The sequence below is a fragment of the Thalassoglobus sp. genome (assembly GCF_048270125.1).
GTDB lineage: Bacteria > Planctomycetota > Planctomycetia > Planctomycetales > Planctomycetaceae > Thalassoglobus.
Genome location: NZ_JBLWTN010000015.1, coordinates 101,092 through 125,080, shown reverse-complemented (window position 1 = coordinate 125,080; position 23,989 = coordinate 101,092). Strand labels below are relative to the sequence as shown.

Here is a 23,989-nt window from a genome sequence, read left to right as displayed (position 1 = left end):
GAACTCCTTCAACAATAATTGTAAATGGTGAGAATCGTGATCCAAAATAAATTTCGTAAATTAAACCTTGAATTCGGTGGAAACTGATTCCGAGGTATTCAGTTCGTCGTAAACGACAGTGACCGTAACAGCAGTAATATCCTTGAGTGTTCGATTGCCAACAGCGTCATAAGCAAATGTCGCTCGTGAGCCATCAGGATAACGTCGATCTATCAGCTGACTGTTCGCATCGTAGCTGTAAGTCGTGCGATTGCCGCGAGCATCAATTCGCAGCGATTGTCGTCCAGCAGCGTCATAAGCTGATGTTGTGCGACGGTTCAGTGGATCGATCTGCTGAGTTTGCTGTCCATTGGAGTCATAAGTGAACGAGTAGCGATTTGCTTTCGAATCGACAAGAGCAGCCGTTTGACCAGCTTCGTTGTAGACAGTTGTTGTTCGGTTTCCTAGCGAATTGATTTCAGAGACCATACGCTGATCGGCATCGTAGACTGAAGTGGTGCGATTCCCATCGGCGTCGAGTGTCGCCTTGAGTTGTCCCAGATCGTCATACATCGAGGTTGTTCGCTTACCAAGTGAGTCGATATTCGCAATCGATTGCCCAGCAGTGTCATAGACATTGGTGGTACGATCATTCAGCGGATCAACAGAAGCAATAGTTTGACTGGCTGCGTTGTAGATCGATGTGTAGCGTTCACCAAGGGCATTGATTGATGCAATCGTCCGTCCTGCATCGTCACAAACACTGGTTGTTCGGTTATTGCGAGCATCGATGTTCGCGACGACTCGATTTTTGTCATAAACCGAGGTTGTGCGATCACCCACAGCATTCACCTGAGCCAGATTTCTTCCCGCTGAATCGTAGATCGTTGTACTGCGGTAACCGCGTGCATTGATGTTGGCGACAGGTTGACCGGCTGTGTTGTAGATTGTGGTGGAACGATTGCCGAGAGGATCGATTGAGGCAACGGGTTGACTTGCTGCGTTGTAGATTGATGTTGAGCGATCACCAAGCGGATTGATCTGTGCGATGGAGCGACCGGCATCGTCGTAAATGGTGGTCGAACGATACCCCAGTGGATTGATCGAAGCGATTGCCTGGCTTGCAGTATCGTACAGTGTTGTGGAGCGGTTGCCGAGGGCGTTGATTTGAGCGATGGGGTGGCTGGCTGCATCGTAAAGTGTAGTGGAGCGGTTACCGAGTGGGGTGACCGAACTGATATGTTGACCGGCAGCGTTGTAGAGTGTGGTCGTCCGATTTCCTAACGCGTTGATCTGCGCAACCTGCTGGCGATTGGCGTTGTAGACGCTCGTTGTGCGTGCCCCCAGAGGGTTGATGGATGCGATGGTATTCCCGGCGGCATCGTAGACGGTGGTCGTGCGATTGTTCAGTGGGTTAATGTGGGCCACAGGTCGATTGTTGGCATCGTAGGTCGTGGTGGTGACATCTTCCAACGGATTGATCGTGTTGACGCGATTGCCGGTCACGCTGTACGTGTAAGTCGTACGCTCTCCGAACGGATTCTCTGTTCCAATGGGACGTCCCGCAGCGTCGTATACGGTTGTGGTGATATTGCCTGCAGGATCGGTACTGGAAACCCGGAGCCCCGCAGCGTTATAACTCAGGGAAGTACGTCGACCGAGTGGATCGACCTGTGCGATGGTTTGCTGATTGGAGTTATAGACCGTGGTGGTGATATCACCAAGCGGATTGACAGAACGAATTCGGTTTCCCGAGAGATCGTACGCGAAACTGGTACGTGCTCCCAGAGGGTTGATCTGTGCCGAAAGCTGGCCTGCGCTGTCGTGAACCAAAGTGGTCCGATTGCCCAGCGGGTTGATTGTCGCAATGACCTCACCTTCGTCGTCACGGATGTAGGTTGTCCGTGCTCCGATTGGATTTGTGATTGAGTCAACTCGCCCGAGAATGTCGAGCTGATATGTTGTGCGTTGATTCAGAGGATTCACCAGAGTTCGCAACCGCTGATAGGTGTCGTACAGATAGGATGTTCTCTCGCCCAGTGCTGTTTCTGACGCCAGCAGCAGACCGTTTCCGTCATAAATATTCGAAAAACGATTTCCCAAAGGATCAACGTTCGCCGTCAGTTGGCCGTAGGCATCATAGGTTGACGTGGACCTTTGATTGAGTGGATCAATGAACGCAATCCGATTCTGCTGACCATCCCAGAGGTATGTTCTTCGCCCACCATCAGGCGTGACAAAAGCACTCAACTGCGAATTACTATCGTACAGAATAGTTGTGCGTTCACTCAGCGGATTTGTGACGGACTCAAGATCAACGGTTCGATTGGGAAGCGTACTGTATGTGAACGATGTTCGATTTCCACTGGCATTTACGACAGCGGACACTTGTCCGAAGTCCCAGATCCAGGTGGTCCGGTCACCGAGCGGATTCACAACACCCTGCACGTTGTCAGCTTCGTCGAAAAGAATGGTAGAACGGCCACCGGTTGGGTGAAGCTGTGTGTTTTGGTCTCCATAGGAATAAGTGGTTCGTGCACCTGTGGGGAGCGTGACAGAGGTCACTCGACGCAAGCTGTCATAGGTCACTGATGTGCGATGCCCCTCCTGATCAATGCGAGTCGTCAAGCAATGGTTACTGTCATAGGCCATTGTGAGTCGGCTTAAATCGGGATAGAGAACACCGGTTAAGTTGTCGTTTCCATCAATGGTGAACGTCGTCCGCCGCTGTAGAGGATCCACAATGGCTTTCAATGTTTCTCCAACTCCATAGGGGTAATCGTACAGGTAGGTGAGACGATTTCCGAACGGATCGGTGATTGATTCGATGACGTCACCATCGTGAGTCAATGTCCAGACATCTCCTGCGGGACTGACAAGTTGTCGCAGGTCTCCTAACTCGTCGTACTCTCGTTGCAGGCCATCCGGTTGGATTTCCGTCCAGCCACCTCCGTACTGTTCAACGAGCGAATTTGCAGCTCCTGGAGGAGCAGCATACAGTCCGCTTCCATCAACATCGCTGTAAAGGTAAGGGTTACCGCGACCATTCACTAACAACACTGTCGAGGCATCTACAACATCAATCGTAGGGTTATAGAGATCTGCAATCCCGCTGCCGTATTGAATTGCCTGATTGGACGCGACCGAATTGTAAACAAACTTTGGAGAGACCAACGAAAAGATTGGTTGTGGAACAGAGAACTCCAGACTCAAATTTCCAGTCGAAGGATTGATCTCCATCCCATGACCGGTTGATTGTGAGAGTGTCGGTTGAATGATGCTCTGAACGTTTGACTGAAGTTGCAGAAAGTCGGACGGTGCCATGTTCAAAACCGGAGCAGGCCCTCCCGAACCCCCTCCCCCTGCAGCCGAGCCACTTGGACAACCACAGCCTGGTGGTGGACAGTCCGGTGAGATCAAGGGTTCCTGTTGTCCGGACGTACCACAGTCGTCGCAACCACAAGAAGACGGATCAGGGAGAATTGTCAGTGCTGAATTTCCAGCCCCTGAGTTCGCGTAGGGAGGCGGGGTCTGGCAATCACAATATCGTGCATTAGTTTGCGTTTGTGACATTCGCAGTACTCCTTTCAAAGGATGCGGTCTCTGTGACTGTCTCCTGACGGATTCAGTTTGAGGTTCATTTTCAATTTGAGGTTCTGTCGGATGTCTCCGAGATCCTCGGGGAACTTTCTCGTTTAAAATGTCGTGTACACTCAGCCGCTGCACCTGCCTCAATTTGACGAAGCCAACTATCGTGCGCGACTTGAGCAGTCTGACGCCAGCTACATTTGTTGCGTAACTCGACGAATGACAGCATCAGAATGCGTTTTTTTGTTTTTCCAGGGAAATGGTTGATCGGGTGTTGGAACCTGCAGGAATTCGCATAGTGGCTTCCAGCTGAAAGGGAGAGAAAGTTTCAACAGCTGGTCAGATGGAATCGTTGCTGAAACTTCCCGATGATGTTCTTCCCAAATGCTCGTTAACGTTTGATGATCGGAGACGTCCTCTGTCCCATAGACCTTCAGGCGGTGATACCGATCGTAGAGGAGTCGTGATTTCCAAAATCCTGGGATCCTCTGCAGGCTTTGCAACCAGCTCTCCAAATCGCGTGTATTCAAAATGAATTTATCATCCGGGAACATCTCGAAGAGTTCCCTCCAATGTGCCGTGATAAAGACATCTGCTGCTGCATTGTAACCCTCGAGCATGTCCCAATGCCTGGGATTATGAAGTGGCGTCCAACCTAAAATTGTCAGTGCATCACATAGGCTGACGGTTCCACAACGTGGGAATCCGATCACCCAAACCTGAGGTGGAATCATGTCAATTCCTCTATGTAAGGAGAGTATATTGGGAGGCGTTTTAACCCCCATTTTTGGGCAACAAGTGGTCGGAAGGCGGCTTGTCGACAGCGGTATTTCAAATAGTCAGCTGAGTGAGAGCGTTCATGTTTAATGATAGAGTCAGGTGTGGTGACAACACGAATCCCAGCTTTCCAAAGGGAGAGAAAAAAATCCAGATGCTCCCCTGTGATTTTGAAACGTGTGTCCCACGGATGTTTCAAAAGTGTGCACTTGCGAGCTGCAAAAAAATTCAATGCCATATCTGTTTTCCGATAGGAAATCCCCTCGTACTCACTCCATTGACTGTTTGTAGAAGTTATCGTGAGTTCACCATCACAGATCGAAAAGACTCCTGGAACTCCCAAGAGTTTCCCCCTGTCTCTAAGGACTCCTGCAGCTAAATCTGAAACATCTAGGAGCTTTAAAAGGTTTTCCAACTGAGTCTCTTCATTCACTACGAAATCATCGTCAAAAAGAATGAGCCTCTCTGAGTCAGCTAATTCAACCATTCGATTTCTGCCCGCTGACAACCCAGAATCGAATGGCATCTGAACCCACTGGACTTGCCTCATCCCCTGAAGACGTTGAACAGTTCTTGGTATTCTCCCAGGAATCAATTCAAATGAATCGTCTGCGATCACGATGGATGCGTCGGGGTAATACTGCACAATTGAATCCACACACCTTTCAAGTGCATCAAAACGGCGAAAACTTTTTATCAGAATCTGATATGTCTTCATGCTGCATGCTCCGGACGGTTTGCCCATTCGCAACCAAGTTTTTTAAGCCACGTCTCCCACATCGATCTGTTCTTGTGGTAATCAGATGGTAAGAGGGTCACCCTCCGACCAATCCCCAGCATCGTAATCGCCAGATGCAAACGATCTGTGATAATGTGATTGTATTTAGCTGCGAAGTGAATATACTGCCCAGCTGTGTGGCAATGGACACATGGGTCAACCTTTGGGAGTGCAGGAAATGCACTGTGCCACATACGCAGAAAGACTCCTCGCTCATGTTCAGCTGGCTGCACTTCTGGGAATTCATATCCCAATGCGAGGTCGGGAGCTAAGATACCAGTCGGACAATATGATAGACTGGCTCGTTCACGCACGAAAACTTTTTTATAGGGCATTTCCTCGGGCTTGATGAACGATTGAGGCAAAACAACGCAGGGGATTCCTGTATTCAGGGCAGCAATTCTCAACGCATTTGCGTGTGGCCAAGGCCCCCCCATGCTCCCTCCGCCATAAATTAGAATAACCTCTGTATCGATCGGATCCCAAAAAGGGTTGACAGTCCTCCACTCAACTTCGAATTCCCGAAGGAGTTGCCGGGTTGCAGCATGAATGATTTCGTCTCCGGCATTTCCTCTCCCGTCAATCAAAGAAACTCGTTTCCCCCGTAGCGGTTCAAAAATAACGGAAAAGTGCTCTTGTGAAAGTAGCCTCATGACTCCCCTCCTCGAAAACACTGTCCGTTCGGGCATGCAACGAGACCACCAGTTAAATTCGCGATCCGCTGTGCCTGCCGTGGATCACTTTCAATAAAGATTTTGGGGCGAATTTTCGCATCCGTCGCGAACCATTTTTTCAGAGCATTCGCTTTAAATGCCGCTACGTCATCCAATCTGCGCTCTTGGAGGCTCTTCCATGGTCCCATTACCAATTGATCCACTGCAATTCCCCAGCGGTCGAGCCAGTCCATGGTTTGCTCGCGGTACTTTTCAAGGCGAGCTGTAACAATAAGTTGAATTTTCCGTTTACGAATGAGATGTCGAGGTGTTGCATTGCGTAAAAATTCATCGTAACGAGGACCATCGTCGTCATCGGAGCTTGGACAGTCGTGGCAGAGAACTCCATCAAAATCGAATGCGCAGGAATCCATCATTACAGAATTGAAAAGATTCCACTGCAATAAGTGGGGCCATGGGAGATCAACTGCCCACAAATCCGGTTTTGCTTTTGCAGCTGGATTGACATATATCGCGGCGTACATTTTTGGTCCCGGCATATCAGTAATTACATGCTTTGTACGTTGCAGACTATTCCCCGTCATCGTCGTATCATCAACAACGAGAGTGATTCCATCCTGTACCGGACGACCTTCATTGAGTCTCCATCCATTTCCAGCTGGAAGCCAGTCTGCTTGATGGTGACGAATGACTATTAACGGAACATGCAACATCATTGAAATCATTGTTGCGGGGTGTAATCCCGAACGAGCAACTCCCGCGACTGCAGTGATGTTCGGAGGAAGCATTGACACCAATTTCAACGTGTCAGATGCAAATTGTTCATTTGTAATAAATTGAGGCAGCGTTACTCCGGGGTTAAAAGCGACCGCCCAATCTTTTGGTCGAAATCCTGTTCGTCCTTTCTGCAATCCCTCCACGGCTTTGGGAGTTGCGAGTGCTGCATTCTCAATTGCTCTGGTGACATCTCTTCTGAGCCTCACACGGAGTGCACTCTCCTCAACTCCCACTCCGGCAAGTAGTTTCTGAACCCACGGTTTATTGTTTACTAACCAGCTTTTCGCTCGTGGTAGAATGTCATTAACGATCTCGTCGATACGTTCTTTGCATTCTTGTACTCCCCATGCATCCATTTTTGCAGCTAGTGAAAAACAGGACTGACAGTGTGGAACACCTGCATTCGAATAAAGCTTTAACAACTGAGACCCAGGTCCATATCCATTTGTAGATCGAACGTGATGTTGTCTCCGAGGTGATGATTTCCGAAAAGAGTGAAGTGACTGAACATGTATCTCATTTTCGACATCCAATGGGGGAAGTACGTAACCTTGATTCTCCCAAAGATTGCGATATTGGAGGACTGTCGTAATGGGCAAATTTGATTCACCCGATGCGATTTGTAACATACGACCAACAAGAAAATTTTTGTTGTTATTGACTTCCTCATCGTCATCATTCATGATTTTTCCTATCCTGACTACTCGGTGACCGTTAATGTGACAGACTGCAAATAATCTACTGAGCATGGATACCAATTAACGTCGTACGTTGTCTGGAAGGGGTAACAACTACACTCAAGATCCTGGTTGGTGGTGACACTAAAATTGTCCACCAAAAAAGTAACTGGGTAACAGGGGACTGCCCCGCCTGTACAACCTTCTAGTGTGCCACAAGCACACCAAATACTGACCTCAATAGTTGCGTTGCACAGCGAAAATGATTCACTCTCCCATTTTCCAGTCGATTCGTTCCAGACCATTTCAAATGAATGAAATAAGTGCTGGTTAGTCCCACAGCAGTAATCGAGAGTGCCGTAGAGAGTGTTCGGCATTGATTCAGGACGGTGATCGATGTTGTCGCAACAGACTGATGATGGTGAGCAGCACAAGACTTCAACGACATCGCAATCAGGAGGAGGATTGTTCAGCGGGTGGTCCTTGTCGTAGACCATGAAAGAAGGACAAAGAGGATCAAAATCTGGACCGGTCGCCCAAATCAGGGTGTATTCTGGATAATCTCCTAATGAATAAATGAGAATCCCATTTTCAAGGTCGAAGACAATATCCCCTTCTACCCACTTACAAGTCGCAGAGTCGAGAGCAATCATAGGAGCATCTGGATAGCAAGCTCCTGAAGGAGGCGTCCCGAATGGTCCAAAAGTATAATGGGTTGCATACGGAGGTAGATCACATGATGGGAGCGAATGCCCATGGCTCAAGCACCAGTCTCCGCATGATGGTGCTCGGCAAGCGGGATTTGAATTTGCCATGTAATTACTCCTTCTCAAATTTATAAATGTGAAAATAATTCACTTGCCTAACTGATCATTGAAAAAGTTGTGTTCTACAGGATGAACTCTTTATTCTTGAGAAGCCTTAACTCAGAAGGGTGTGTTCCTCAAGCCTTCGAATTGCCTTCACTGCCGGATCATAATCAGGTCTTCCCCGAATGATTTGATTCCATTGAAATAAGGCGTCATCAAAACGATTCATGTCTTCGTAAACAATCGCCAAATTATGTCTTGCTTTGTGGCTGGAGATTCCGGTATCGATACTGGTGAAATGGCGGCCTGTTGGTTCTTTGAGGATCTGGTTATATGTCTCAACTGCGGCGTTCAGTTGGCCTGTTTGGTGTTCGAGCATCGCTCGTCGGAAGAGGAGTTCTTTGTCTCCGGGGAACAGATTGAGAGCGGATGAACATGTTTGAAGGGCTTGCTGTTGCTGATTGGATTGTGTCTGACTGCTTACCAGAAGTGCATAGGCTTTTCTTAAGTGAGATTCTCCGTTGCCTGAGACTTGGATGCAGTGGTTCAGTGCCTGAATCGCTTCTTCATGTTGGCCGCAGTCGGCGTGGGTCATTCCCAAATTGAAGAGGGTGAACGGGTGGTTGGGGCGTTCCTGGTTTTCAAGGTGGAGCAACCGGAAGTCTCTTTCCAGCTTTCTGGCACGACCGGCGGCGTCTTTGGTGGCTCCGGAATGAATCACGTGAATATCGGTGAATTCGACTTCGCCACCAGCACGGCGAATTGATGGCAGGATTTGCTCATGAATGCGGAATTCGAAGTTGAGATCGGGACGGTTGCGGAACAGTTTGATGTGGTCGACAACAGTCACATCGGTTGGCTCCTGTCCAGGGCAGTGGACCTGCAATACGTAACCGAGCGTGTTGTCCTTGTGTGCTCCCAGTGCCAGTTCTTGAAGATGCTGTCCGCACTCTTTGGGAAGCGTGTCGTCCGAGTCCATCCAGAAGATCCATTCTCCGCGTGCATACTTCAACGACTCATTCCGCGCTGCTGCAAAGTCATCACACCATGGCCAGTGATAAACTCTGGCTCCCAGCTCTTCGCAGATGTCCGGTGTCCGGTCCGTGGAGCCAGTATCGACGACAACCACTTCGTCCACCCAGGGCGCGAGTGTTTCGAGACACGGTCGAATCGTGCTTTCATTATCCCGCACGATCAGGCAGGCTGAAAGAACAACCCGATTCTCATGGAGCACTAAAGCGCCCTCTTCTGTCTCCTCACACAGAAACTTTGGACGTTGAGAACGGCGAATCGAAGGTTGATTCACTCCAATTCTTCGGGGAGGTTGGTGAGGCTGTTGGGGTCCCCATTTTTGATCATATTTTTCCTGGTTTGTGCGTAACAGACTCCCAAAATCAACACCACTCGCTTTGAATGTCACGCTGCCGAAGTGATGGACGAAGGAATCTGTCGCGATCAGGCATTTGTAACCTGCGTCTGCAGCACGGCGGCAGAAATCATCATCTTCAAAGTTCCCAACCCCAAACTGTTCATCCAGGAGGCCGATGCTATCGAGAACTTCGCGTTTGAATAAGAAACAAAACCCTACCAGACGATCTGTCGGAATACGGACGTTTCTCTGTCGTTGACTCAGATCCCACGCAAACCCATCCAATTGTGCCAGGTCGTCATAGCTGACTTCGATCTGCTGCTGTCCGCTGATGTTGTTCGAGAGTGGACCCACAAGGCCAACTGCGTCACTCGAATGGAGTGCATCAAGCATCCGCGTCAACCAACCTGTCGTGACAAGTGTGTCATTGTTCAAGAGAAGTATCTGGTCTCCCGATGCGACTGCAATCCCCTGATTGGCAGCCGCCGGAAATCCTCGATTCTCAGTATTCTCGATCAACCGCACATCAGCACATCCTCTCAGGTACTCAACAGTTTGATCGGTGGAGCCATTGTCAACCACAATCAACTCAAACGGGACATTCGTCCGCATCCGAATGCTCTCCAGGCATTCTTTGGTGTACGAAATCTGGTTGTGCGTGACGATGACAATCGATGTGAGAGAAGGGGAGTCACGACTTTGTGGGACAGAACGCGTGAGATATTGATAGGCAAAGAACTCTTCCGCTTCTTCCACGGAACTGGCGCACAACTGAAACGGTCCAATAGAGAGTTGCAGCGAACGACCTTGTTCAACCCATTGCTGATAGCCATCACCACCAACCGCTCGCATTTCATCGACCTTGAAGCCTGTGCGGAACAACAGCTTCTGAATCTCTCTCCTGGTAAAGAACCGGACATGATCTTCATCGAGTAGCCCGGCTGGCTCATACGTCCAGTTCCCAGCCAGTAACGAACGGACAACAGTATGGTTGCGGACATTCGGAAGAGAGGTCACAAGGTGACAGTCAGGTTTCAGCCAGGTGCGGAGCTTTCTGAGGACTGCTTCCGGATTCCGCATATGTTCCAAGACATCCGCACAGATGATGCAATCAAAACTGTTTTCCGGAAACTCAATCTCATCGGTTGTCATGTCCCCCTGAACAACCTGATCCAGACGCTGTCCTGCTCTCTGAGCTGCGGCTGGATCACGCTCGATGCCAATGACTTCACAGCGTTGCCGCTGCTTGAGAGACTCTCCCAATCGTCCTCCACCGCAACCGACATCGAGGATTCGCTCTGCTGAGGTGGGAACCAGTGCCTGCACATCCGGACGGTCAAATTCGAAATAGAACTCTTCTTTCTTGGGAAGGCTCGATTGTGCAACGGGGCGATTGACGGGGACTGATGTTGGTGCAGCAGTCAGTTGTTTCTGTACGCTTTCAAGTAACGTTTCGACGCGATGACGATACGTGTGGTGCTGCAAGACATGCTGCCTGCCAGTATGGGCAATTCGCTCACGAATCTCATCGTGGTTCAAGTAGTAATTCAGTTTGTCAAAGAGTTCCTCAGCATCCTGATAGCTTGCGTAGTGGATTCCTTCCTGAATCAGTTCCTGCTGACCATTCTCAGCGAGATTGTTTGTGATCAGCAATGCACCACTGCAAAGTCCTTCGAACACTCGCATGTTGATATCATTCCGGAGAGACCGATTGAAAACGACTTTGGCAGCGGAGTAGGTCCCAGCCATTTTAAGATAATGCTGCTGCCCCAGGAACGAGCTCGGATACCGCTGTTGAATTTCCTGCAACAACTGGTGACGTTCCCCCGGGAAGTCGTGTCCCACGAATGCAATGTCGTATTGATGAGGAACGTCAATTCGACCATGAATCTTTGGATCACAGGCCAATGGCAACCACGAGACGTTCTGAACACCAGCTGAGTGGAGCCTCTCAGCACCATCCCGTTGAGCAGTAAAGGAAACATCACACAACGAAGCCATTTTGAGGCAACGCTCAAAATCCAAATGCGAATCAATCCCCCACCAGACCGCTGGTCGCAGGTCTTCTCGAATCCTGTTCTGAATCCCATCATCCACATACAAAAACAAATCAAACTGCCCCGGATCAACACGATCCAACTCCGCCGGTAACAGATGCTCCACCGACTCCAACACTCCAGCCTGAACCATCTCCCCCAATGCCCGACGAACATACACCCCCGTCGTCTCCGGTCGTAAATGGTTATCAAAGATGATTGCGATACGTTTCATTATTGTCTGGTCTTCACTTTATAGAAAATTCAACCTCAATCTCCGCATATACCGCGATCCTAAAATACGTGTGAGCTAAGACTTTCTTTATGTCCCGACTAATCCTATTCCCTGAGGACATAAAAAAGTGAATTAAATGAATTCGCTCATCTAGATTGTTGAAATCGACTCACCTATTCAAAATTGGCATAAGTACTAATGGATTCAATAGTGAGCTTTTGGGTTATATAATCTTTAATATTCTGAACTAAATCGAATAAGAGGATCACCATTCAGTCTATTGAAACCTTCAATATAAATTACTCCTTGTTGTCCACCTGGAGTCGCTCCCACTACATACACAACTTCATCTGTAAATAAAATCTCTGAAAAATGACCTTGGCTAGGAATTCCACTTCCCCCACCGGGAGGAGCAGGCATTGTCCAGACAAAGCTGCTCCACATTAACTTTCCATCGAGTAAATTGTGTTTTGAAATTTTATACCTTTTCCCCATTGATGAATGGATGGTCACATACAAAGCATCTTGCTTTGAAATGTTCACACACGTTGAGGGATTATCGATCAAGAATTTTGTAGGTATTTCTTGGCTAAAGTCTAGCTGAAACTGTTCGCGACTATTCTTTAGTAAAACATCTAGACGTAAATTTGATGCAATTGCCGACTCAAGATTTTGATGTAAGATAAGACCTGATTTCTTGTCCGCTCGCCATTTAGGATTCTTTTTTACTTCTACGCTGATTGATCGGTCTATCCCAGATGAAGTAGCAGAATTCGCAGTTTCTTCCCACCATTCAGGCAAGTCAATGTGCAATCTACCCTCCACAAAACCTACAAATCGTTGGATTTTTTCACCTGGGATTGATTGTAGATTTTGTTCACTGACTTGCTTAACTGGTTGAGAGCTAATCGCAATTTTCCATTGAGCCATTACTGCTCGGTGTATATTGGATTCGATCAAAATAGTCTCAAGCGATTTAGCAGGGTAGTTGTGATATAAAAGATCAATGTCGATTTCATCGCCATTTTTAACTGATTTCAATGAGTTCGATACTGCTACGTCAATTGGCTGCTTAGAATTACAATTCAATACTGCATCGCAAGCAATTGCTCGATGACAGGCTGAACAGACTAAAAAAAATCTGAGTATGTTCATCATGAGAAGACTTCTTTTATTAAATGCATTTGGCGTTCAAATGCCTGCAATTGTCAACTAGAATTCGATTGAACTTTCAGGTGCTAAATTCGTGGAGAAGCGTCTGCGATAGCTAATCTTGGTTCACAATCACAACAAACAAAACCAAGAGAAAAATCTCGATTTATTTTAGCGACTTCCACTGGTTTACTATTCCAAAACTTGGGAGGATCCCCTGCTTTTCGTGGCAGACGACCTGATGACACCTTACATGGAGCAACTCTTTTATAACTCGCTTGGTTTACTGCTCCTGGATACCAAGTCTCAACGACATCATCACCGCCTTCGCTCGAAGTCACACCTGTTCCGTTTGGCGCATTTTCTTTGTTTTTACAATAGAACCTAAGTTCAGTTTCTTGAACTTTTGTACCGTACCAATTCATATCCGCATCAAATGACGCGCAATCAACTACATTACCTCGCGAGCCAGAAGCAACTTCCCATGCTTCGTAGTAAGTATAAGTAATGTTTTCTATAGGTTTATCACGTTTATTTTCGATGAGCCTACAATGCTGCACACGACAACCTATAGTGACTTTTTGAATAATATATCCATCGCAAGGAGCATCAGCATTTAACGAAAACTGCCAGGCGTATAATGCAGTGTCACCACATTCAATCTTTCCAATATTGGGTTGGTTATCAAAGCAACCAGGGTGAGGTGGAGTAATACCAGTTACGGTGATATTTCCAGATGGATCAGTGTTCAGAACTCCTGAATTGTCAAAACTGACATATGGGGATTTTTTTGAACGTCTCCATAGTGGATCAATACTCAGCCATCGTCCGATGTTTGGGCGATAAATTCTCGCCCGAATGTATTGGTTCTCAGTATCAACATCGAAGTAATAGCCTACATCACCCGTGAATTGAAACGGATTCACTTTCGAGCCACTTGAATTGATAACATTGCCCCAAACGTCGTAGAGGTACGTGTCGGTAATAACTTCAGTGTTGTCAGTGAGTTGTCTGGTTGATCCCAGTGCTTCATAGTGATAGTAGCTTGGATCCCAAACCGCTCCTGATTTTCGGTATTGCGAAACTAAGTTGCCGTAGTAGTTTGGTTCGTTGGTGTAGACGACGTTGATGTCGTTGTTCTCATCAGACTCAGCGAGGTAGTTTTGATCGTCCCAGATGAATTTTTTCGTGCCGGTTGATTCTTCGAGTTTGACTCTTAACCCGTCTGGTTCATACGACATGGTGTTGCGGATACCGGTCGGTAGCTCAACAAGAGTTGTTTTATTCTCGTAGTCCCAGGTTGTAGTGGTGCGGTCGTTATTGGGGGCTTGAACGAGTTGTTGGTTGCCATCGGCGTCGAATGTGTAGGTGGTGATTCCACTGGCGTCGAAGCTGGTTTCTAATTGATTGGCTGCGTCGTAGCTGTAGGTGGTTCTGCTACCGCTTTCGTTTTTGACGAGGCGATTACCCACGCTGTCGTAGGTGAACGTATTGCGATACGGAACAGTCCCGGTGCGGTGTTCAGCAGTCAGTTGATAAGTGGCATCATAAGACCACGTGACCCGGCTGCCATCGGCTTCTGCGACTTCCGTGCGATTGCCGACGTTATCGTACTTGTAATCGAACTTCGAGATGACCGTGTTGTCACTCTTCAGGTTGGCGAGTGTGGTGATTCGGTTCGCTGCGTCGTAGGTGAATGAAGCACGCGTTCCGTTCGCAAGTTTCTTGACCGTGCGACGACCTTTGGCATCGTAGGCGTAGGTCGTTCGTTCTCCCTGCGGATTGATCAGCGAGCTGATCCGATTGAGAGCATCGTAAGAGTATGTCGTCCGACCACCATCAGGATCGATCATCAGTGTCCGATTCCGATTGGCATCGTAACGGTAGCTGATCGTTTTCTTCGCTGATCCCATCGTCAATCTCCTCAAACACTTTGTGCATTCTACATACTTCGAATTTCAAATCGTCCTGCAATAAATTTCTGAATTAGCCGGAACGCGTTAGCGTCCGGTTCAGTTTAACCGTGGGCTAACGCCCAGCGGTTGATATGACATTGCCAAATGATTTCAGCCGAATTCTTACCAGAATCTTATTCTCCGTCAGACCCTCGCAGCCTCACGAACCGGAGTTCCGAATAGCTGCAAATAATGTTTCTTGATAATTTGTTTCCAGGTGAAGTCCCGTTCGAACTTCTTCCGTCCGTTGATTCCGAATTGAATTCGCGACGAGTGAGCATCCAGCAGTTGTGAACACTTCGCTGCGAGATCATGTGGATTGCCAGCTTCACAAAGCAGTCCCGTAACTCCATGCTCAACCACCCACGAGAGACCACCAATATCACTGGCAATCACCGGTCGTCCACACCCCATTGCTTCGACCGCTGTGCGTCCCAATGCCTCTTGAGCAATGGTCGGGAAGACCAGAAAATCACTGTCTCGAATCACTTCTGGCAGGCTTGCCTGTGATAGCCAACCGATGAACCTTGTGAACTCATTGGTCTGACCAACAGGATCAGCCGTCGCGACAATTTCAAAGTCCTGTCGCTGTTGCCATAGCAGTTCTCCTGCCTGTTGCAGGACATGAAACCCTTTCATGAGCTCGTTCGTCAGCCCCGCAAACAGCAAACGTTTCTTCTCTCGCTGTGGCGGATGTGAAACCGCTTCCGCAGGGAAACGCTGTTCATCAAACCCACTCGGAATGACATAAGCCGTTTTGCAATGCGGTTCAAAGAGCGATGCAATCTCCGGGTTAACAGCCAACACACCTTCAGCCATTGCAAAGGCTCGTTGAAGTCGCTCTGGATAGTCCGCTTCAAAAAAGCCCCCCAGTTGACGATCAGCTTGATGCAGGCCACCAGAGAGATGTTGATTCTGAATCACACAGTTGCGGCAGGTTGTCGGTTCAGCGAGTTGATTCAAAGCACACTGCTGTGGTTGATTTTGATCATCCACCAGAAGACGCACGTTGTTCAATGGACAGAGTGACTCAAGTGCTGCAATGCGAATGAAATACGGAAAGTCTGCAACCGCTTCACAAAGCAGAGGTTTTGTGTTCCAACTATCGGTGACAATCACCGCATCTGGAGAAAAGTTCGTGACCTCATCGTGGAATCGTTTACGGATGCTGTCGGCATTCCAATCCTGCTCAGAGAACGGAATCGGAGTAGAAGGATACGGTAAGTCATCGCGAACGTTTCCAACGCTCCATTGCTCGTTCACAGCATAAAAATGGCGAACTTCGTAACCTTCGTGTTGCAGAAAGTCTGCCAGCTCTTTGGTATGAACAGTGCCACCACCTGTGGAAGGCCAGTTAAACAGCAGACTGACAATCGCGATGCGTCGTCGTTGGTCTTCACTTGTTATTGTGGTTTGCCCTGAGAACGATCCCTCCTCTACATTCGAAGAATAACGTTCTAAATAACAGCGATTCTCTGTCACAGAGGTACTTTGAGGATCGAGTTCAGCAGCCTGGGCAAGAAGGTGTTGTGCAGATTCGAAATTGCCTAGCGAGGCTTCCACAACGGCAAGATTATTGAGCAACAGACTGGAAGGAGTCTGCGTCTTTTTTAACAACTCTTGAAACTCATGCTGAGCATCAAGGAGCAACCCGGCACAGGCCTGCTGGGTTGCCATTTCAAGTTGTGACGATGCAAGCATCTGTCATGGCCTCGTTTGATGAAATGGACTCCAAAGACAATACGAAATATTTTCGGAACTGCAATCATAAACATCTGTTGTTGTATTGTTTTTTTGATTAGCATTATCGAATTAATGATCTGTCAATGAACTTTTATTGCATGATTATTGCGGAGCCAGAGAGTGCTACACTTCGAGAATTTATTTTCAGATTTTTTCTCAGGAGAATTGCTGTGAGCTTTCGATGTCGCCCCGCCTTTTGAGGGGATATCACACGATTGCGAGTCTTTTCACTGGTAAAACACACGTCAGTAGATCCCAACTTGCAGCGAAGCGTTCTCCTCAGAAATTCAGGGACGTTAGAGGGTATAGAGGATTCTCAATAACTTTTGAGCAACCTTTGAACGTGAGAGTTCACGATTCAACTTTTGTCCTAACAGTTGCGTTGCTTCCCAATACTCCTTCGAGAACCATTGTTCAATATCGGTGGGTTCCACAAGTTGCAGGCCATGCTGCGCAACATCGACTATGGGGCGACTCTCCGCATTCATCGCCAGAGGAAGACCAGAAGCAATGAAATCATAGGCTTTGGTTGGAGGCTTGTGACGTGCTCGAAAATCCTTTCCTTTAATGTCGATTGCAGCTTGTGCGATCTGTGCCCACTCTCGGTGACGTTCGGGAGACCAGTTCTCACTTCGAACTCTGTTGTAACTGTTAAACCCCAAGCGATCTGGTGAAAGAGCGTCCTGCTGAAGGTTCGTCAGTATCCATAGCTCTTCCGGAAGGCGATTCTGGCGACTCCATTGTACGAGTGGTGTCAGATTGGAAGCATTTCCTGTCCAGAGAACAGGTCCAGAAGTTTTTTGTTTCGTAGGCAACGGAGCCACATACTTCACATGATGATCAACGAGTTCGACACGGGCATAAGGTGAGAAGTACTTGGTGAGGGCGGAGGCATGTGTGATGAGACAGTCAAACACACTGAGTGAATCTGAATCCAGATCGATCTCCGCAGCACTTCCATAGATATCCACCGGACAGTAAACAAGGTGACAACGCTCTCGGAGATGACAGAGTTGTTCATAAGGCGGCTTGAACTTGATAAAGACCGCAATATCACAGCTAGGAACAACATCGCGAAAGGTCTCAACGGTTTCCATTTCGAGTTCATCGACCAAATCCTGTCCCACCCACTCCCAAGAGCCAAATCCTGGTGATTCAGGACCAATTGCGATTTTGGGTCGGTTCTCAATCATCAAAGGCCCCTTCATCAAAATGCCAGTCAAATTCAACAGACGTGCCCCATTGTAGGGGATCTGTAAACATTTCTTGAAATAGGTTGCGCACGACTTTGTTTTGGGATACAGTCAAATCGTGCCAACGATGGCACAGAAATACGACACAGAATGATTTATGCTTTTTTAAACCAGAAGGGTGGTGTCGGGAAGACGACTCTGTCAATCCACACCGCTGCGGAGCTCTCCAGACGAGGACAACGTGTCCTGTTGATTGATGCAGACCCGCAAGGCTCAGCGTTGGCTTGGGCGAATTGTCGTGAACAGCCAACCTTCACTGTCATTGGGATGCCCCAGCCAACGATTCATAAAGAAATCGATCTCCTGCGAAATGACTACGATGAGATCATTATTGATGGCCCACCACGCATCGCGGAACTGGCTCGTTCCATTCTCCTCGCTACTGACTTGGTGGTAATCCCCCTCCTCCCAAGCCCGCTTGATGTTTGGGCTGCTGCTGAGACCGTCGACCTTGTCCGAGAAGCTCAAGTCTATAACGAAGTGCTCAAGTGTTGCCTTGCGGTGAATCGCAAAATTGTAAACACCGCCATTGGAAGAGACGTCCGTAAAGCTCTCAAGGAACTGGATGTTCCAATCTTGAATAACGATGTCGGTCAACGCGTCGCATTTGCAGAGTCACTTGCAGACGGAGCAACAGTCCTGGAGCGAGGAGACAGAAAAGGGAAATCAGAAATCAAACGCTTTATCAACGAACTGAGGAAAATCCAATGAGTAAGACCATTAAACTCTCTGCAAGACCTGTACGAAATCAGAATGCAGATACCTGGGTGGAGAGCAGAGGCGACCTCCCTCCTCCACCAAAACCAAAGCGACTGACAATTGACATTGATCCCACACTCCACTCACGACTGAAACTGCATTGTGTGAGACAGGATATTCCGATAGCGGATCTTATACGCTCACTGATTGATGAATCGCTTCAATTTGACGATGAAGCCAAACAAACAGAATCGAGTTCAAAGTGAACTCGATTTCCAAATCCGACCTCGCTCAATTCACAGGGACCTCACACTATTACTTGCATTCAATGAATCGGTCGGTCATTTACACCGACGGCGTGCAGTACCTCGCAGAGAAAGCGGAAGCATATTGGCTGGTCGATGCGATTGCTTCACACTTAGCGACGAAAGCGTTTAACCAGGCTGCTGCAGATGATGAACGAGTCGGGTTGACGCATTTCTGGAAACTGGCCGTTCACGAAGATCGTTCAGCAACCCTGAAAGCAGTTGCTGACAGCGATGAACCTGCGTTCATCGAACAGCAGGTTCCGTTCACTGACTTTCCGTTCGAAGACATCGACATCTGGGCAGGACGCGATGACCAGTACTGGGTTTTAATGTTGTCTTCAGAATACTGATTTAGCTGGACTTCGTTATACCGATCGTGACTCAACGGTCGCCAATCGCATCGGTTCCGAAGACCGAAACGAGGATTCCGTATACCGATTTCCCTTTCGAAGACATCGACGTGTGGGCGGCTCGGGATGAGCAGTATTGGGTTTTGATGCTTCCTTCGGAGTATTGACTTGATTGATTCAGATTATGGCTCGAGTTGCTTATCGAGTTTCGAACTATCCACGTTGAACTGTTGTTGAATTGCCTGAAGTTTCTCCAGTTCCTGCTCGACCTCGGTAATCATTTCAGGATTCGCATACACGCCTGAAGACAGTATCTCTTGCAACTTGATTACTGCCCGCTCGACGAACTGCAGGTAATACCCCACTGGCCAGATGTCTGGCTCGTTGAGCATCCACAACATGGATGCAGCTGCTCGAATCTCTTGGAAATCTTCTTGAACATCGAATGCGAGTGTGCGGTCAATCTGGTCGATGAAATCTGTTTCCATCATCCATCGCTCATACCAGTCCATTGCTGAATCATTCTCCCACGCTTTTGTTCCCCATCTTCCCATTGCCCGTTTTGTCCTTCGATTGTGATTTTATTGAAACAATTTATCACAGACTCACAGAAGCGCAATCGAAAAACACAGGGTAAATAAGTTGTGGATGTCCCAAGTTTGGGACGCAACGTGAGGTTGTTTCATGGCGGGTCATGTGGCACGTTTGATTTGTGCCTAAGCACTGCTTAGGAGACAAGCCTATCTAAATTTATCCTTTCTTTGACCTACGATTTGACCGTCTTTTAGGTCACCCGTATGGTTCTGTATGTTCGCTCTTCGACGCTTCATTTTGGCTCTCATCTTCGTTTCTGATGAGCCTGTCTCCTTCTTTCGTGGGCACTGAATCATGCTAATTGCAACGCAGGGAAAGAACGCTGCAGCCACTCGTCAATACTTTGAAACAGTGTTGAAGCAGGGCGATTATTATCTCGGTCAGGAAGTTGCTGGGTACTGGAATGGTAAGGGTGCAGAGCGGCTCGGTCTGGGGCAAGGAACTGAAGTGGCCAGTAACCAGTTCAACGCCTTGCTTAACGGTCAGCACCCGATGACTGGAGAACTACTCGCTCAGCGAGTTCGTAAAGATCGCAGACCGGGTGTTGATCTCACATTTTCGGTTCCGAAGAGCGTTTCACTCGCCTGGGCGATCAACCAAGATGAGAAGATCGCTGAGGCATTACGAGAATCCGTTCGCGAGACGATGACCAAGGACATTGAGCCGTTGATGATGCGGCGGGTGCGCCATGGTAAGAATGCCAATACGCAACAACGGACTCAAACCGGTGAGCTGATCTATGCCGACTTCCTCCACAAGACTTCCAGACCTGTCGATGGGAAACCAGATCCGCATCTGCATATTCATGCGTTCGTGATCAACTGGACTTTCCAAAATGGGAAGCACTACGCCGGTGAGTTTGCTGAAATCATCAGGCAACGTCCGAGTCTGCAAGCGAAGTTTGAAGCGAGACTGGCTCGCAGACTGCAACGAGATCTCGGCTACAACATTGAAAAGCGTCAATATTCCCAAAGCGGTAAAGTCAAAACTGGCTGGGAGATCAACGGTATCGGTCGTGAGACGATCGAGAAGTTCAGTCGCAGGACCGAACAGGTCGAAGAGTTCGCCAAAGAGAACGGTATCACGGATGCCTTTGAAAAGAGCAAGCTCGGGAAACGGACGCGAGAGAACAAAGACAAAGGAACCGGCGTCGACAAGTTGCGAGAAGAATGGCAGTCACGACTCACGGCTGAGGAACGACAAGCGTTCACGAACTTGCGAAACGGAAACCATAGCGACGAAACCGCTCGTGAAGGTGATCAAGCTCGTCAGTCGGTAAAATATGCCCTTGATCATCATTTGTATCGGCAGTCAACGGTCGAGCGGCATCAAGTCGTCGGAACGGCATTGGAGCATGGCGTCACGCTCTCCCCTGAAGAGATCAAGAAGACACTCGATTCTATGCAGGTGATTCAGAAGTCGCGTGATGTTGAAGGTGCACAGCGACAGTTCGTCACCACCCGTGAAGTGCTGCACGCTGAGCGAGACATGATTGAATTCGCTCGTGACAGTCGAGGAACTCGCAAAGCGATTGCGAAGACTGAACATCAGTTCTCACGTGACTGGCTGAATGAGCAACAGCGAGATGCGGTGAACCATGTTCTCACTTCTCGCGATACAGTAACCGCTGTGACTGGCGGTGCTGGCACCGGAAAATCCTCGCTGATGCAGGAAGCAGCCGAAGCGATTCGGGGCAATGGGAAAGAGGTGTTTACGTTTGCGCCGTCGACAGGAGCCAGAGAAGTGCTCCAAGAGAAAGGGTTCAAAAATGCTCAGACTGTTGAATATCTGCTCCGCAACAACGAGTTTCAAGCGAAGGTGAAGGATCAAGTTCTGTGGATCGACGAAGCGGGACTGCTCGATGTCCGTTCAATGCGGGGACTGTTCAAAATTGCGAACCAGCAGAACGCTCGCATCGTGCTGTCTGGTGATACGAGACAACACTCCTCCCCTCGCCGTGGTGAAGCGATGCGGTTGCTAGAACGAGAAGCAGGACTGAATATCGCTCGCGTCGAGACGATTCAACGACAACAAGGGCAATACAAGCAAGCGGTGGAACTGATCAGTCGTGGACATGAGGTTGATGAACGAACTGGTAAAACGGGATTGCTGGCAGGATACGATCTCTTGGATAAGTTAGGAAAGATCAAGGAAGTCGATCACGAACAACGGCACGAGCTGCTTGCCAGCAAATATATCGAAGCGAAGAGTGGAAAACAGTCTCCGCTGATTATCGCTCCGACACACGCTGAAGCAGGTGCGGTCACGGAGAAGATTAGATCGGGACTGCGTGAGAAAGGTCAGCTGACCGAGCAAGAACAAAAGATTCCGCAGTTGAAGTCGATGAACCTCTCCGAAGCTGAGAAAGCCGAAGCGGTCACCTACTCCGACCGGGACGGTCTGATCGTGCAGTTTCATCAGAATGTGAAAGGTGGCTTTAAGCGTGGTGAACGGTATCGCGTCGACACTGTTCAAGATCAGCAAGTCCGGTTGACTTCGATGGATGGTCATACAGCAAAGACCCTTCCACGCGACATGGCAGATCGGTTCGAAGTCTACCGAGAGTCGACGCTCGGCATTGCCGTTGGTGACAAAGTCCGGTTCAGCCTGGGTGGAACGGCCAAAGATGGTAAACGTCGGATTGCCAATGGTCGACTCGATGAAGTGAATGCGATCAATCACGAAGGTCACCTGATTCTGAAAAGCGGGATGACGGTCGATAAAAACTACGGTCATCTCGATCTGGGCTACGTCATCACCAGCCATGCCAGTCAGGGCAAGGATCGACCGCTCGCCATCGCTGCGATGGGTTCGGAGTCCCTGCCTGCGATTAACGCCAAACAGTTCTATGTCACCGTTTCACGCGGTCGTGATGATGTTGCGATCTACGTTGATGATAAGCAGAAAGTTCGTAACGCTATTGCTCGCTCAGGTGAGCAACTGTCAGCGACCGAGTTGGTCTCGGCACAGAAAGATGGACCGTCGCAAAATCGTGAATACGACGTGGCTGTGAGACAGCAGGAACAACGAGGACGCAACAGTTTTCAAAATGTTCGCGATCGGTTTGTGAACTGGTGGAAAGATCAGACTCAGGATCGTCGTGCGACTGAACCTGCGGTTCGACCTGGACCGTCGTTTGATCTGAGAATGGGAGTAGGAATGTCCCCTCCTCCTGGTCGGAGCTTATCATGAAGATCGTGAAAGGATCTACAATGTCGACAGCATCCAAAGCGTTTGCCGAGAGTCGTCGGGAACAGTTGTTTCGAACTGCCCCCTCCTCCCAGCCAGTCCGCAGTTTGCCGGACTCGAAACCGTGGCATCAGATCAAAAGTGGCGAGATGCCGCCGCTGATGTTTCAGTTGCGGTTCCGTACCGGTGAAGTGATCAGCTACACCTACAGTGATCTGCGAGAGATCAGATTCCGTGATGCTGGGTTCGTGCAACTCGGTATCATGGGCATGTCTCGCGTGCAGGTCACGATTCAGGGTCGGCATCTTCGCGAATTGGCGGAATCTCTGGGCAACGGACTCATCCGTTGGATCGCAGAGATTGATGAACGTGATGTCGATCGTCCTGAATCGAGTCCTTCAATCACCGGGATAAGCATCGAGCAGGTTCAAGGTGACTAATGTCTTTCCCCTCCTCCCAGTCCCAAATTTGGGATGGTCGTTATGAGCGTTTGCTTCAGTCCCAAGTTTGGGACTCTGTCGTTGAGACGGGGCAATGGGAAGTCGGGAATGTTGCCGTGTTGATTTTGAAAGTTGCTTGAGTTCGCAGGCTGAATTCTCAGTCCCAAGTTTGGGACTCTATGGGTCAGCTGTAAGCTCAGTCCCAAATTTGGGACGGTCTCATCGATTCGGGGCAATTGGGAAAGAGCTTGAATGTGACGTTAAAGCAAGAAGTGAACGTGCCAGTCTCCCGGCACGCTCTGAAGGTTAAGCTGCTTCTTGAGTTTGCTGTGATGCAGACTGAAGTTTCTCAGTGATCCAGCTATGAGCCTGATCCGCTAACTTGGCGACGACCAATAGATCATCTTTTCCGAAGCTGCGGGTATGTTTCCACTCATCGCCTGTGCGATAGCTGCGATCGAACTGTGTGTTGTAGAACGTCTTGTTGTCATCGGTCTTATTTTCAAAGATCGCGACACTTGATGTTCCGATACGGATACGGTGGATAGGTTGGTTTGACATGTTTTTCTCCTTTATGTCGTTGTGGTTAATTTGGCTCGCATCTGCT

19 protein-coding genes are annotated in these 23,989 nt (G+C 48.7%); 6 read left to right on the top strand and 13 right to left on the bottom strand.

Annotation, left to right across the window (positions count from 1 at the left end; all coding sequences use genetic code 11):
• Nucleotides 1-60: 60 nt before the first annotated feature.
• The 11 genes from ACN0YR_RS16440 to ACN0YR_RS16390 form a co-directional block, all read right to left on the bottom strand.
• On the bottom strand, nt 61-3,303 hold the full coding sequence (locus ACN0YR_RS16440; protein ID WP_417850319.1) for a hypothetical protein: 3,243 nt from the start codon (nt 3,301-3,303) through the stop codon (nt 61-63).
• A gap of 458 nt (nt 3,304-3,761) precedes the next feature.
• Nucleotides 3,762-4,301: a sulfotransferase family protein gene (locus tag ACN0YR_RS16435; protein ID WP_417850318.1), complete on the bottom strand. Its 540-nt coding sequence runs from the start codon at nt 4,299-4,301 to the stop codon at nt 3,762-3,764.
• Entirely contained in the window at nt 4,298-5,062 is a 765-nt protein-coding gene (locus ACN0YR_RS16430; protein ID WP_417850317.1) for a glycosyltransferase family 2 protein, read from the bottom strand. Before ACN0YR_RS16430 ends, ACN0YR_RS16435 begins: the two co-directional genes overlap by 4 nt.
• Nucleotides 5,059-5,775 (bottom strand): polysaccharide pyruvyl transferase family protein, encoded by a 717-nt coding sequence (locus tag ACN0YR_RS16425; RefSeq protein WP_417850316.1) that lies wholly within the window; start codon nt 5,773-5,775, stop codon nt 5,059-5,061. The genes ACN0YR_RS16430 and ACN0YR_RS16425 overlap by 4 nt, the downstream gene beginning before the upstream one ends.
• Nucleotides 5,772-7,256 carry a hypothetical protein gene (locus ACN0YR_RS16420; RefSeq protein WP_417850315.1) on the bottom strand — a complete coding sequence of 495 codons (1,485 nt, stop codon included), beginning with the start codon at nt 7,254-7,256 and terminating at the stop codon, nt 5,772-5,774. The genes ACN0YR_RS16425 and ACN0YR_RS16420 overlap by 4 nt, the downstream gene beginning before the upstream one ends.
• A gap of 17 nt (nt 7,257-7,273) precedes the next feature.
• Nucleotides 7,274-8,065 (bottom strand): hypothetical protein, encoded by a 792-nt coding sequence (locus ACN0YR_RS16415; protein ID WP_417850314.1) that lies wholly within the window; start codon nt 8,063-8,065, stop codon nt 7,274-7,276.
• A gap of 106 nt (nt 8,066-8,171) precedes the next feature.
• Nucleotides 8,172-11,699 carry a glycosyltransferase gene (locus ACN0YR_RS16410; protein WP_417850313.1) on the bottom strand — a complete coding sequence of 1,176 codons (3,528 nt, stop codon included), beginning with the start codon at nt 11,697-11,699 and terminating at the stop codon, nt 8,172-8,174.
• A gap of 234 nt (nt 11,700-11,933) precedes the next feature.
• Nucleotides 11,934-12,857 carry a hypothetical protein gene (locus ACN0YR_RS16405; protein WP_417850312.1) on the bottom strand — a complete coding sequence of 308 codons (924 nt, stop codon included), beginning with the start codon at nt 12,855-12,857 and terminating at the stop codon, nt 11,934-11,936.
• An 80-nt stretch (nt 12,858-12,937) separates the two neighbouring features.
• The gene (locus tag ACN0YR_RS16400; protein WP_417850311.1) at nt 12,938-14,764 is read right to left on the bottom strand and encodes an RHS repeat domain-containing protein; all 1,827 of its coding nucleotides are present in this window, start codon (nt 14,762-14,764) and stop codon (nt 12,938-12,940) included.
• A gap of 186 nt (nt 14,765-14,950) precedes the next feature.
• Nucleotides 14,951-16,507, bottom strand: a complete 1,557-nt coding sequence (locus tag ACN0YR_RS16395; RefSeq protein ID WP_417850309.1) for a glycosyltransferase — start codon at nt 16,505-16,507, stop codon at nt 14,951-14,953.
• Between the two features lie 338 nt (nt 16,508-16,845).
• Nucleotides 16,846-17,742: a hypothetical protein gene (locus ACN0YR_RS16390; protein ID WP_417850308.1), complete on the bottom strand. Its 897-nt coding sequence runs from the start codon at nt 17,740-17,742 to the stop codon at nt 16,846-16,848.
• A 150-nt stretch (nt 17,743-17,892) separates the two neighbouring features.
• Here ACN0YR_RS16390 and parA point away from each other — a divergent pair, with 150 nt between their 5' ends.
• The 4 genes from parA to ACN0YR_RS16370 are packed head-to-tail and all read left to right on the top strand — an operon-like array spanning nt 17,893 to nt 19,326.
• Nucleotides 17,893-18,513 carry a ParA family partition ATPase gene (parA, locus tag ACN0YR_RS16385; RefSeq protein WP_417850307.1) on the top strand — a complete coding sequence of 207 codons (621 nt, stop codon included), beginning with the start codon at nt 17,893-17,895 and terminating at the stop codon, nt 18,511-18,513.
• Entirely contained in the window at nt 18,510-18,767 is a 258-nt protein-coding gene (locus ACN0YR_RS16380; RefSeq protein WP_417850306.1) for a plasmid partition protein ParG, read from the top strand. The genes parA and ACN0YR_RS16380 overlap by 4 nt, the downstream gene beginning before the upstream one ends.
• Complete coding sequence (locus ACN0YR_RS16375; RefSeq protein ID WP_417850305.1) at nt 18,764-19,159, top strand: DUF6876 family protein; 396 nt, start codon at nt 18,764-18,766, stop codon at nt 19,157-19,159. The genes ACN0YR_RS16380 and ACN0YR_RS16375 overlap by 4 nt, the downstream gene beginning before the upstream one ends.
• A gap of 26 nt (nt 19,160-19,185) precedes the next feature.
• A complete protein-coding gene (locus ACN0YR_RS16370) occupies nt 19,186-19,326 on the top strand; it encodes a DUF6876 family protein (protein WP_417850304.1) in 141 nt (46 codons plus the stop codon).
• Between the two features lie 15 nt (nt 19,327-19,341).
• On the opposite strand, the gene ACN0YR_RS16365 is transcribed toward ACN0YR_RS16370, so the two are convergent.
• Entirely contained in the window at nt 19,342-19,713 is a 372-nt protein-coding gene (locus ACN0YR_RS16365) for a hypothetical protein (RefSeq protein WP_417850303.1), read from the bottom strand.
• Between the two features lie 334 nt (nt 19,714-20,047).
• Here ACN0YR_RS16365 and mobF point away from each other — a divergent pair, with 334 nt between their 5' ends.
• Nucleotides 20,048-22,945: a MobF family relaxase gene (gene mobF, locus ACN0YR_RS16360; RefSeq protein ID WP_417850302.1), complete on the top strand. Its 2,898-nt coding sequence runs from the start codon at nt 20,048-20,050 to the stop codon at nt 22,943-22,945.
• A 20-nt stretch (nt 22,946-22,965) separates the two neighbouring features.
• Entirely contained in the window at nt 22,966-23,382 is a 417-nt protein-coding gene (locus ACN0YR_RS16355; RefSeq protein WP_417850301.1) for a hypothetical protein, read from the top strand.
• 306 nt (nt 23,383-23,688) lie between these two features.
• Here the strand turns inward: ACN0YR_RS16355 and ACN0YR_RS16350 are convergent, their stop codons facing one another.
• Nucleotides 23,689-23,943, bottom strand: coding sequence for a hypothetical protein (locus ACN0YR_RS16350; RefSeq protein ID WP_417850300.1), 255 nt, complete (start codon nt 23,941-23,943; stop codon nt 23,689-23,691).
• Nucleotides 23,944-23,989 lie beyond the last annotated feature (46 nt).